General features: G+C 63.7%; 8 protein-coding genes and 4 pseudogenes. 5 read left to right on the forward strand and 7 right to left on the reverse strand.

The features are described from left to right. From G3436_RS05070 to G3436_RS05080, 3 genes and pseudogenes are all read right to left on the reverse strand, one after another. Positions 1 to 728: pseudogene (locus G3436_RS05070) on the reverse strand (ABC transporter permease); the annotation flags it as partial. A gap of 66 nt (positions 729 to 794) precedes the next feature. Then, positions 795 to 2,405 carry an ABC transporter substrate-binding protein gene (locus G3436_RS05075; protein ID WP_163942029.1) on the reverse strand — a complete coding sequence of 537 codons (1,611 nt, stop codon included), beginning with the start codon at positions 2,403 to 2,405 and terminating at the stop codon, positions 795 to 797. A 68-nt stretch (positions 2,406 to 2,473) separates the two neighbouring features. Then, a pseudogene (locus G3436_RS05080) lies at positions 2,474 to 3,627 on the reverse strand (mandelate racemase family protein). Positions 3,628 to 3,991: 364 nt separating this feature from the next. On the opposite strand from G3436_RS05080, the gene G3436_RS05085 reads away from it, so the two are divergent. The 3 genes from G3436_RS05085 (at position 3,992) to G3436_RS05095 (ending at position 6,648) form a co-directional block, all read left to right on the forward strand. Beyond that, the gene (locus G3436_RS05085; protein WP_163942032.1) at positions 3,992 to 4,717 is read left to right on the forward strand and encodes an oligogalacturonate-specific porin KdgM family protein; all 726 of its coding nucleotides are present in this window, start codon (positions 3,992 to 3,994) and stop codon (positions 4,715 to 4,717) included. Between the two features lie 84 nt (positions 4,718 to 4,801). Then, positions 4,802 to 5,632, forward strand: coding sequence for an NAD-dependent epimerase/dehydratase family protein (locus G3436_RS05090; RefSeq protein WP_163942034.1), 831 nt, complete (start codon positions 4,802 to 4,804; stop codon positions 5,630 to 5,632). 122 nt (positions 5,633 to 5,754) lie between these two features. Next, on the forward strand, positions 5,755 to 6,648 hold the full coding sequence (locus tag G3436_RS05095) for an SMP-30/gluconolactonase/LRE family protein (RefSeq protein ID WP_163942038.1): 894 nt from the start codon (positions 5,755 to 5,757) through the stop codon (positions 6,646 to 6,648). A gap of 41 nt (positions 6,649 to 6,689) precedes the next feature. Here G3436_RS05095 and G3436_RS05100 read toward each other — a convergent pair whose 3' ends face one another. After that, positions 6,690 to 7,445, reverse strand: a complete 756-nt coding sequence (locus G3436_RS05100; RefSeq protein WP_163942042.1) for a FadR/GntR family transcriptional regulator — start codon at positions 7,443 to 7,445, stop codon at positions 6,690 to 6,692. 132 nt (positions 7,446 to 7,577) lie between these two features. Here G3436_RS05100 and G3436_RS05105 point away from each other — a divergent pair. After that, positions 7,578 to 8,433: pseudogene (locus G3436_RS05105) on the forward strand (aldose 1-epimerase). A 25-nt stretch (positions 8,434 to 8,458) separates the two neighbouring features. Here the strand turns inward: G3436_RS05105 and G3436_RS05110 are convergent. From G3436_RS05110 to G3436_RS05120, 3 genes and pseudogenes are all read right to left on the reverse strand, one after another. After that, entirely contained in the window at positions 8,459 to 9,079 is a 621-nt protein-coding gene (locus G3436_RS05110) for a TetR/AcrR family transcriptional regulator (protein ID WP_163942045.1), read from the reverse strand. Positions 9,080 to 9,155: 76 nt separating this feature from the next. After that, positions 9,156 to 10,413, reverse strand: a pseudogene (locus G3436_RS05115) (CynX/NimT family MFS transporter). After that, positions 10,410 to 10,865, reverse strand: coding sequence for a nucleoside deaminase (locus tag G3436_RS05120; protein ID WP_163942049.1), 456 nt, complete (start codon positions 10,863 to 10,865; stop codon positions 10,410 to 10,412). The pseudogene G3436_RS05115 and the gene G3436_RS05120 overlap by 4 nt, the downstream one beginning before the upstream one ends. 103 nt (positions 10,866 to 10,968) lie before the next feature. On the opposite strand from G3436_RS05120, the gene G3436_RS05125 reads away from it, so the two are divergent. Beyond that, positions 10,969 to 11,826: a LysR substrate-binding domain-containing protein gene (locus G3436_RS05125; RefSeq protein WP_163942052.1), complete on the forward strand. Its 858-nt coding sequence runs from the start codon at positions 10,969 to 10,971 to the stop codon at positions 11,824 to 11,826. The last annotated feature ends 22 nt before the right edge of the window (positions 11,827 to 11,848 follow it).

Below are 11,848 nucleotides of genomic sequence, written 5' to 3' on the forward strand. Positions count from 1 at the left end.
GGACAGCTGGTTCAAGCATGAAGCTGCGGGTCATGCGGCTGATGTAGGCCACCGAGTTCAGGCCCAGGATCAACGACGGCAAGCACGATGTGGCGCAGTGCGCTGGAGAAGGCGTCCCAGTCGCGTGCCAGTGCCGAGTCGATCAGCAGCAGGCCGGTCACGTCGGGCACCATGCCGTCGTAGGCCAGGTCGATACGCCCTGCCCCGCCCGCCCAGCCCAGCCAGGCGTAGAACACCAGCAGGCCCATCATGCCGACCCAGAAGATCGGTGTGGAGTAACCGAACAGGGTGATCACCCGTGCCACATGGTCGCCCACGCGGCCCTGGTTGCTGGCCGCGACCACGCCCAGCGGCAGGCCGATGAGGATGCCGAACAGAATCGCCAGGGTGGCCAGTTCGATGGTGGCCGGGAACACGCGCTTGATGTCTTCAAGCACCGGGTGGCCGGTGAGCAGCGCGTTGCCGAAGTCACCGTGCAGCAAGTCGTTCAGGTACAGCCCGAACTGGGTCCAGATCGGCTTGTCCAGGCCCATGGCCCGGTACACCTGGTCGTAGGTGGAGCTGTCGGCGTCCGGACCGACCACGGCCAGCACCGGGTCCAGCGGCATCACCCGACCAATGAAGAAGGTCAGCGCCAGCAGACCAAGCAGGGTCACCAGGACCGTGCCGGCCCGGCGGGCAGTGCCGGACACGCGGGTGCCCAGCACAGAGGCAGTCGAAAGAAACATAACAGGCTCCTGAAAAAGCGTTCACCAATCACCGAGGCGTGAGGGGCGCGTACGCCCCTCGCCCGCTCAACGCGACTTGTAGACGTCTTTGTAACGGGTGGTGGCCGCAGTGTGGCCCTGGTAATTCTGGACATCGTGGTACAGCACCACGGTGTCGGTCATTTGCGATACCGGCAGGATCGCCCCCACCTGCTCGTCCAGGGTTTTCTGGATCTGCTGATACTGGGCCAGTTGCACGGCCTTGTCGGGCTCGACTTCCGCCTGTTCGATCAGGCTGTTCAACTCGGGGCTGTAGAACGAGGTACGCCAGCCCTGGAAGTTGCTCAGCTTGGCCTCATCGCGGTTGTCCGGGTTGTACACCAGGGTACGCAGGCTCGAATGCGGGTGGCGCTCGGCACCGCCGCCGCCACGCCCGACCAGGATGTCGAAGGTGCGTTCACGCATGGCACCGTAGACCTGGTTGCCGGTACCGGTGACGATGGTGGCCTGAATGCCCGCCTGGGCCAGGGTCGACTGCAGGCTGGAGGCGATGTTGATGAACGGTGGCTCGGTGAGCACACGAATGGTGGTCTTGAAGCCGTTGGGGTAACCGGCCTCGGCCAGCAGCTTTTTCGCTTCGGCAACGTTCAGGGTGTAGCCCGGATCGTCCAGACGCGCTGGCAGGCCCAACGGCAACGGACGCTGGTTGATCTGGCCGTAGTGCGGCATCACGGTGTTGTTGATGCCTTGGTAGTCGATCAGCGACCGCACGGCCTTGCGCACGCGCGCATCGTCGTATGGCTTGTTCTTGACGCTCAGGGCGACGTAGTAGAGGGTGCCGCGCTGCACGGTCTGGGCCTTGACCTTGTCCGATTTTTCCAGCGCTTCGATATCCGGTGCTGCCATGCCCTTGGCCAGGTCCAGGTCGCCACGTTCAACCATCAGGCGCAGCGATTGCGACTCGGTCATGTTGCGCATCACGATGCGCTTGAGCTTGGCCGGGCCATCCCAGTAACCGTCGAAGCGGTTCATCAGGATCACGTCGTTGGCGCGCCAGTCCTGCAGCACGAACGGACCGCTGCCGGCGGCGTGGGTGGTCAGCCAGGCGCCGCCCATGTCATCGCCTTTCTGGTGCTGCTGCACCACTTTGCGGTCAAGAATGAAAGCGCTTGGGGAGGTTGCGAGGGTGTTGAGCACCAGCATCGGGTCGGTCACGCGCGGCAGCTCGACCACGAAGGTGTATTCGTCGGTGGCACGCATGTGCTGGGCGACGTTGCCGGCGGTGAAGCCGTAGGCTTTCCAGGTGGAGGCCAGGGCCAGGTTGAGCTTGATCACGCGCTGCAGCGACCAGGCCACATCTTCGGCGCTCAGGTCATTGCCAGAATGGAACTTCACGCCCTTGCGCAGGTTGAAGGTCAGGGTCTTGCGGTCATCGCTGACCGTCCAGCTTTCGGCCAGGGCCGGCACCAGCCTGTCAGGTTGCTTCACATCCTGCACCAGCAGCATGTCGTACAGGTTGGCGTTGACTTCCGAGACATCCAGCCCGGTGGCAGCAGCCGGGTCGAGGGACAGCAGGTTGATCATGCTCATGCCGACGATCAGCTGGTCGGCCGGAGTCTTGGCGAAAGCGGCAGGTACCGAGGTCATTGCCAGCGATGCAGCAAAGACCCCCGCCCAGAGTTTGGGGAGAACGCTCATGTGAGATAGCCTTTTTATAGTTATTGGACTCTCGGGCGCACGCTATGGCGCGTGCCGCCATGCACGAATCAGAAGCTGTGCAGCGTATTGGTCTCGACAAAGTCGAAGTCGATTTCCTCGCCCAGGCCTGGCAGGTCCGACAGGTGCACGAAACCGTCTTCGTCCATCGGGTCGACCAGGCGCTTGAGGTAGGCCGGCACTTCGTCGTAGTTCAGGTACGGGTGCAGCAGGCCGCGCTCGTACCAGGTGCAGTTCTTGATCGCACCGACCACCGCCAGGTTGGCGCGCCGTTGCCGTGGATCTCGCAATCCATGCCGAACGACTCGGCCATGTGTGCCACCTTCAGGCACGGCGCAATGCCGCCGACGCCGGCAACCCCGGCGCGCAGGATGTCGCACACGTCGTTCTTGACCCAGCTGGCACGGCTCAGGTGCTTGCCGGCGAGGGTTTCCGGGCCCAGTACCGGAATGGACAGCTCACGCGCCAGCCAGGCGTAGGATTCGGCCGAGTCTTCCATCATCGGCTCTTCGAACCAGGCGAAGTCCAGCTTCTCCAGCGCACGACCGATGGTCAGGGCTTCGGTACGGCTGTACCAATGGTAGCCATCGAGCATCAGCGCGATGTCCGGGCCGACCGCTTCACGCACTGCGGCGCAGGCCTTGATGTCCATGCTCACGCTTGGCGCGAAGGATACCGGCGGCATCCAGGTGTGCAGCTTGATGGCCTTGTAGCCACGCTTGACCAGGGTTTCGGCAAAGCGGCCGTACTCTTCCGGGGTGGACAGGCCGCCAGACAGCTCGTCGCCGCACATGGTCGAACCGTAGGCCGGCACCTTGTCACGGTAGCCGCCGATCAGCTTGTGCACCGGCACGTTCAGCTTGCGCCCGGCCCAATCCCACAGGGCTTGCTCGACCAGCGCCAGGGCACGGTCGGTCAACTGGCTGGCGCTGCCGCGCTGCCAGTGCACCAGGTCGTGCCAGATCTTCTCGCGATCGAAGGCATTGGCGCCAACCAGCACCTTGCGCACAAAGCCGTCCAGCACATAAGGACGGATCAGCTCAGGCGCACCGAAGGCAAAACCTTCGTTGCCGCATTCAGTCTTGATGCGCAGCAAGGCCATCTTGGCCTGGGTGACGTCGCCCGGGTGGGCATGGCCGGCACTGTCTACAGCGCGGCGGGTGGGGTAGGAAAAAACCTGGACGTTAACAGCAGTGATGATCATGGACGTCTGAGCCTTCTTATTGGATTTGTGGCGGGTGTGTCACGCTCTGGAATCGATCATACGTCATCGTACAACACTTGAAAAGCTCCCTTGCAAACCTTTCGTCACCCACCTCTACAGCCCTTGTTTTACGGCATTACAAGGGCTTTTAGCACCCAATAAATCTCATGAATGCCGCTAGAAAGCCTGTTCTTGAGCGGTTTATAAGAATCATCCTACAACTACGCGAATAAATCGTAGACAGCCCTAATGTTGTACGATAACGTACGTCGAAATTGACCTCCAAGGAGCCCTCCTCTACCCGCAACCGTCCCTGGCAGCACGCTTCATAACGACCCCAACAAAAACAAAAAAAGAAGATCGCATGAACACAACACTCCGCAGCCTCATTGCCATCAGCACCCTCGGCCTGTCCTTTTATGCCTGCGCAGACTCGGCCAGCATCAACTACCGTCACGGCTTCACCGAAGACGACAGCATCCACTCCGACCGCATCAAGCTGAACTACCGGATGGACAGCGGCCTGGGTTTCGGTGCAGAGATCAAGTACAAGACCGCGGGTGACCGCGAAGACGTCGCGTATGACAACCTGGTCAACAACGGCCATGAATTCACCGTGGACTACAACTACAAGTTGAGCCCCAAGTCGACGCTGACCCCGGCGTTCCAGATGGACAGCGGGAAAGACTCCACCAGCTACAAGTTCGGTCTTAAGTACAACTACAAGATCAACGACACCTGGTACGTTGCCACCCGCGTGCGTCACGACGCCAAGCGGCTGGACCGCGATGTGATCGACCACAGCAAGGACGACCGCGCCAAGGACAACCAGAACACCACTCGCCTCGAAGGCTGGCTGGGCTTCACCCCCAAAGGCCCGTGGGCCTTCGAGTACCAGTACATCTACTTCGATACCGACTACATCCGCTACGACAACAAGAAGAGCGACTACGAGCAGAACATGATCGTCAAGTACAAGATCAACAAGCAGTGGGCACCGTTCATGGAGGTAGGCGACGTCAAGGTCAACTCCACCACGGATGACCGCCAGGCTCGCTGGCGCCTGGGGATCCAGTACAACTTCATGTAATGCCGAGCAACCGGGCCGTCCTAAAGACGGCCCGGTTTTGTCATCTGACGACACATAACGGAACTCTAACTGAAGGCGCCCGCCATGACGACACCACACTCCTCCGCCACCCCAAAACCCTTCAATCGCCTGCTGCTGACCGGCGCCGCCGGGGGCCTTGGGCAGATTCTGCGCGAAGCGTTGCAGGCGCACGCCAACGTTGTACGGGTCTCCGACATCAGCCCGATGGCGCCACCGGCTGGCGACCATGAAGAAGTGATCAACTGCAACCTGGCCGACAAGGCCGGCGTGCTGGCCCTGGCTCAGGATGTGGACGTGATCGTGCACCTGGGCGGGATTTCCACCGAGCGCTCGTTCGAAGAGATTCTCGAAGCCAACATCAGCGGCACCTTCCATATCTATGAAGCCGCGCGCAAGCACGGGATCAAGCGGGTGATCTTCGCCAGCTCCAACCACGTCACCGGGTTCTACCCGCAGAGCGAACAGATCGACGCACACTCCCCGCGCCGCCCGGACTGCTACTACGGGCTGTCCAAGTCCTACGGCGAAGACCTGGCAACGTTCTACTTCCACCGCTACGGCATCGAAACCGTGAGCCTGCGCATTGGCTCCTCGTTCCCTGAGCCGCGCAACCTGCGCATGCTGTCCACGTGGCTGAGCTACCCGGACCTGGCGCACCTGGTGGAGCGCGCGCTGCTCGCCGAAAACGTCGGACATACCGTGGTCTACGGCGTGTCGGCCAACCGCGACCTGTGGTGGAACAACCGCTACGCGGCGCACCTGGGGTTCCAGCCACAGGACAGCTCGGAGCGCTTCCGTGCGCAGATGGAACAGTTGCCCAAGCCTGCGGCAGATGATCCGAATGCCGTGCTGCAAGGCGGCGCGTTCTGCGCGGCCGGGCCGTTTGGTGATTGAACCCTGAATGCCGGGAAGGCTGGGTCCTGCAGGAGCCAGCTTCCGCGCAGCAGACGCCACGCCCCATCTGATACAGCGCCGCCCTCTTCGCCGGCAAGGCCGGCTCCTACCGAGACCTTTTCATGACCGCCGAACTCATCGTCGACGCACGCAATGCCACCGGTGAAAGCCCGGTATGGCAACCTCACGAAAACGCCCTGTACTGGGTCGATATCCCCGCTGGGCGCCTGCACCGCTGGCAGCTCGATGGTCAGACCACGTCCTGGCAGGCCGACGAAATGCTCGCCTGCATCGCCCGCAGCCCGCAAGGCCATTGGCTGGGCGCCCAGGAAACCGGCATCTTCCAGCTCACCCCCCAGGCCGATGGCCGCCTGCGTGCAGAGAAACGCGCCAGCGTCGAACACGCCCGCGAGAACATGCGCTTCAACGACGGGCGCTGCGACCGCCAGGGGCGCTTCTGGGCCGGCACCATGCAAACCAACATGGGGGCCGAAAAGGTCGGTGCGCTGTACCGCTACGAACCGCAGGTCGGCGGCCCGGTGCAGCTCTTGCAGGCCCGACTGCACGAGCTGACCGTGCCCAACGGCATGGCGTTCAGCCCCGACGGCAAGACGATGTATGTCTCCGATTCGCACCCTGGCGTGCAGCTGATCTGGGCCTTCGACTACGACATCGACAGCGGCACGCCGCACAACCGCCGGGTATTCATCGACATGAACAACCACCCCGGCCGACCCGATGGCGCCACCGTGGATGCCGAAGGCTGCTACTGGATCTGCGCGATCGATTCCGGCCTGGTGCTGCGCTTCACCCCCGAAGGCAAGCTGGACCGCACGCTCGAACTGCCGGTAAAAAAGCCGACCATGTGCGCCTTTGGCGGCCCGCAACTGGACACGCTGTTCGTGACGTCGATTCGCCCGCAAGGCGTGGACCTGGCCGATCAGCCATTGGCCGGAGGGGTGTTCGCACTGAACCCGGGGGTCAAGGGCCTGGCCGAACCGCTGGCGCGGGCCTGAGCCATGACGCTGGCTGCAGGGCGCAGCCAGCCGTACCCGCATCAGCCGTGCAGCGCTTGCGCTTCGGCTTCTTCGTAGGCCTGGCGCAGGCGCTCACGGCTGTTGGTCAGGTGCAGGCGCATGGCGGCACGCGCCGACTCGGCGTCCTGCCGGGCGATGGCCTGGTAGATGTCCTCATGTTCGCGGCTCAGGCGCTCCGCGTAATGCTGCTGGTCGTCATGGGTCAGGCGCGCCGAGTTCACCCGGGTACGCGGGATGATGCTGGTGCCCAGGTGCAGCATGATGTCGGTGAAGTAGCGGTTGCCGGTGGCCAGGGCGATCTGCTGGTGGAACTGGAAGTCGGCGGCCACGGCATCGCTGGCATTGCCCGCGCCACTTTCCAGCGCATCGAGGGCCTCGCGCATCAGCTTCAACTGCTCGTCGGTGCGCCGTGCGGAGGCAAGCCCCGCCGATTCCACCTCCAGACTGATACGCAGCTCGAGGATGGCCAGTACATCACGCAGGGTGACGATGGTGGCAGGGTCGATACGAAAGCCGCTCGGGCTTGGGGTATCGAGCACGAAGGTGCCGATGCCATGGCGGGTTTCCACCAGGCCTGCAGCCTGCAAGCGGGAAATGGCCTCACGCACCACGGTGCGGCTGACGCCTTGTTCTTCCATGATCTGTGACTCGGTGGGCAGCTTTGCGCCGCGCTTGATCTCACCGTCACGAATGCGCCGTGAAAGCTCGGTGACCAGCTCCTGGCCTAGGCTGCGATGCTTTCTACGAACACGGGGTTGGACGATCTGGTTGTCCATAGCGAACTGTTGTCTCGGTTTACGGATGAACAGCCACTATAGCTTACGAAGTTGTACGACAACACTTCTATATGCATGAAACGTGTCGATTTATAGGTCAATCATCTGTAAATATCGTAAAGGGAACCTTCGATGAAAACTGCTGTAACGCTTCAGGACCGTCTAACTCGGGCAGTTGTGGCCCCCGAGCTGGGTGGCAGCCTGGTGAGCTGGACCACGCTGAACGATGAACGCGCGCTGCTGCGCCCTGCCACGTTGCGGCAACCTCGCCACGGCAACTGGGCTGCTATCCGCTGGTGCCATGGTCCAACCGGGTCGCTCGGGCGGCTTCGACACACCCGAGGGCTGGATGGCGTTGCCGGCCAATACCGAGGGTTCACCGCTGGCGGTGCATGGCAGTGCCTGGCAGCAGCCCTGGCAGGTGATCGAGCAGAGCGACCAGGCGGTACTGCTGCGCCTGGAAAGCCGGGTGCCCTTCGCCTATCAGGCCGAGCAGTACATTCGCCTGGAGGAGGGCTGCCTGAGCATCGAGCTGAGCGTGACGCACCGTGATGCGCAGCCTGCCTGGCACGGCCTGGGGCTGCATCCTTACTTTGTGCGCACGCCTGCCACGCGGGTAACGGCCCAGGCCAGCCACGTGTGGCTGTGCGATGCGCAGCAGTTGTCGACGCAGTTGAGTGAGCTGCCAGCAGAATGGGACCTGCGCCAGGGCAATGGACTGCCGGGCGAGCGGGTGGACAACGCGTTCGTGGGCTGGGATGGAGTGTGCCGGATCGAGCAGGAAGATGCCGGCTATCACCTGGACTGCCGGGCCGAAGGGTTTGGCTATTACCTGCTGTTCTGCCCGCCGGGGCAGCCGTTCTTCTGCTTCGAGCCGGTGAGCCACCCGGTCAATGCCCACCACCTGCCAGGGCGGCCAGGGTTGGTGCTGTTGCGCGAGGGCGAGGCGCATCGGGCGAGTTGGCGCATGCAGTACACCCGGCTCTAGACCCGGGCGAGATCTTCGCCAGCCGTCAGGGCGCCAGGCCGATCCCGCGCAGGATCACACTGGTCACCGTCTGCAGCGCACGCTCGAACTGCGGCTCGCTCAAGGGCTGGTGGGCATTGAGCAGGTTCACCTGGTGACTGAAGTCGGCATAGTGCTGGGTCGACGCCCAGATCATGTACAGCAGCCCCGAAGGCTCTACCGGCAGGATGCGCCCCTCCTCCACCCACTGGCGAATCTTGTGCTCCTTGAGCTTGGCCCAGCCGTACAGGCTCTCATCCAGCGTGGCGCCCAGGTGCGGTGCACCATGGATGATCTCGTCGGCCCACACCTTGGAGCCGTAGGGCCGCGTCCAGGAGTGGTTCATCTTGGCGCGGATGTAGGCGCTGAGCACGATGCGCGGGTCGTCATACAGTTCGAAGCACAGCGCGTCCTGCTTCCACACCTCCAGCAGGCCGAACAGCACCGCCTGATACAAGTCGGTCTTGGTGCTGAAGTAGTAGTGCACGTTGCTGCGCGGCAACTGCGCAGCCTCGGCGATGTCGGCCATGGCCGTGCCGGCGAAGCCCTTTTCGGCAAACACCCTCTCTGCCGCCAGAAGAATGCTGTCGACGTTGCGTTGACGAATGCTGTGCTTGTGCGCGGCCATGGGCAAATCCGGTGCGAATGACCCTGCAAGGCTACCACTGCCGGACCACGCCGGCACACCTGTCGATCAACCGTGATCACTGCACACCTTGGCCAGCTTCAGGTGCCGACTGTACTCCGGTGGCGCCACCTGCGCCGCCCCGTTGCCCCGAGGGATCAACACCCGCCATCGCCTTGGCATAACCGTCGGGCGCGAAGCGCCAGGTGACCAGCAGCATCATCACCACGGTGATGCTCAGCAGCAGCCAGGACGCCTGGAAGCTACCGCTGACGTCACGCAGCCAGCCGGTCACATAGGGCACGATGCCGGTGATGATGAAGCCGACGCCTTGCACGAACGCCGCCAGCACACCCGCGCTGGCCGGCGTCTTCAGATGCTCCAGGGTCAGGGTCAGGCTGAGGCTGAAGCAGGCGCCCAGGCCAAAGCCGATCAGTGCTACCCACACAGCCGCCACCGCTGGCGCCAGCAGCAAGCCGACAAACCCCAGCAACTGCACCGACAGCGCCAGCCACAGGCCCGGCCGCCGGTCCATCAGGCGGCGTAGCAGCAACGGCAACCCCAACGCCCCCAGCACCTGGAAGATGGTCATCAGCCCGACCAGTTCGCCGCCGCCCTGGGCGCTGCCGCCGACCTGCTGGTAATAGGCGGGCAGCCACGCCACCATGCTGGTGTAACCCCCATTGATCAACCCGAAATACACCGCCAGCAACCATGCCCCGGCGGCTGCCGAACAGGTGCCCGCTGGCCGTCCCGCGCCCGCTCGCTGCCTGCAGTTGCGGGCGCACCCAGCACCCTACGGCAAAGGCCAGCAACACCGGCAGCAGCCACACACCGAGCCCGACCTGCCAGCGTGAGAACGCTTCGGCGACCCGTGGGCCGAGCACCGCGGCCACCCCGCCGCCACTCATCAGTGCCGCCGAGTACACCCCCATCGCCATCGCCAGGCGCTGCGGGAACCAGCGGTTGACCAGCCCCGGCATCAACGCCTGAATACACGCTACACCAAGGCCGGCCAGTGCCGCGCTGGCCACCAGCGCCGGGCCAGAGTCGAGCACCAGGCGCCAGCCACAGGCCAGTGCAATGGCGGCCAGGCCGATCAGCATCGCACCCTGCTCGCTCAGCCAGCGCCGCAGCCAGGGTTGCAACAGCGGTACCAGGCCCATGCACAGCACCGGCAAGGCCGTGAGCAGTGCGGCCTGTTGATAGCCCAACCCGGTACTGCGTCGGATGTCTTCGAGCAACGGGCCGATGCTGGTAAGGATCGGACGCAGGTTCAGCGCCATGACAATCACCAGCAACAGCAGCAATGGGCCACGGGTCTGTTGGTTTTTCATTGGTGCACCTGTTGCCAGGCGGCATACAGGTCGCCCTCGCCGGCAGGCTTGAGCTGAAGCAGCGGCAAGCACTGCTGTTGGGGCGGGCGCGCCATCTGCGTGTACACAGCAGCGGTCGACAGGCCATAGGGCTCGGCGTCTTCATTGCTATAGGCGAACCAGGCGCGCTCGATGCCGCACAGGTGCATGGCGGCCAGGCACATCGGGCAAGGGTGGCCGGTGGCGTAGATCTCGCAGCCGTCCAGGCGTGGGCTGCCGAGCACCTGGCTGGCCAGGCGGATTGCCTGAAGCTCGGCGTGCGCGGTGGGGTCCTGGGTGAGGTGGATCTGGTTGACGGCCTGCGCAATCACCCGCCCCTGATGCACCAGCACCGCCGCGAACGGGCGACCGCCGATTGCAATCGACTCCCTGGCCAATGCCAGGGCTTGCTGCATGAACGGTTCGTGGGCCATGGGCAGGCGCTCCTGTCGGCGTGAGTTGAATGAGGGGCGATTATCCCGAGCAGCGCGTGTAGCATGAAATTAATTGATTTCATGCATGTCAGTGGGTAATCGAATGCTAGATCCCGTGTTGTTGCGCAGCTTTGTGGGCGTGGTCGAAACCGGCAACTTCACCCGTGCGGCGCAGCGCCTGCACCTGACCCAGTCCACCATCAGCCAGCAGATCATCCGCCTGGAGCAGAGCCTGGGGGTGCGCCTGCTGGACCGCAGTCAGCGACAGATCTGGCCGACCGAGGACGGCGAGCGCCTGCTGGGTTTTGCCCGGCGCCTGCTGCGCCTGGACGAAGAAGCGCGCCAGGCCTTCAGCCCGGTGCAACCGGAGCGGGCGTTGCGCCTGGGCGTGCCGGAAGACCTGGCGGGCGACGTGTTGACCGAGCCGCTCAGCCGCTTCATTGGCCAGCGTCCGCGGGTACGCCTGGAGGTCGAGAGTGGCTTGAGCCACCCGTTGCTGCGCCTTTATCGCAATGGCGAGCTGGACGTGCTGCTGGTCAAGCAATGGGGTGCGGAGCGTGATTGCCATGCACGTTGGCGCGAGCCGTTGTCGTGGGTATGCAGTGCTGCGTTGGTGCGGGTGGTGGAGCCAGTGCCGCTGGTGGTGTTTCCGGTGGGCGCGTTGTATCGGCAGGAGATGATCAACGCGCTGGAGGCAGCTGGACGCAGTTGGCGCATCAGCTATTCGAGCACCAGCTTGACCAGCCTGGTGGCGGCGGTGAGTGCGGGCTTGGGGATCAGCCTGATCCCCAGCCGCAGCGTGGGCGCTGGGCATCGGGTGCTGGGCGTGGACGACGGTTTTGCGCCGATCGAAGGATTGGAGCTGGTGCTGTATGCGCGGCCGGCGCTGAATGAGGATGGCTTGGCGTTACGTGATCTGCTGGAGGCGTTGTGCGAGCGACGGGGCGCCACACAGATCTGAAGGCGGGGGTGTCAGAAATTTT

The sequence above is a fragment of the Pseudomonas brassicae genome (assembly GCF_010671725.1).
Classification (GTDB): domain Bacteria; phylum Pseudomonadota; class Gammaproteobacteria; order Pseudomonadales; family Pseudomonadaceae; genus Aquipseudomonas; species Aquipseudomonas brassicae.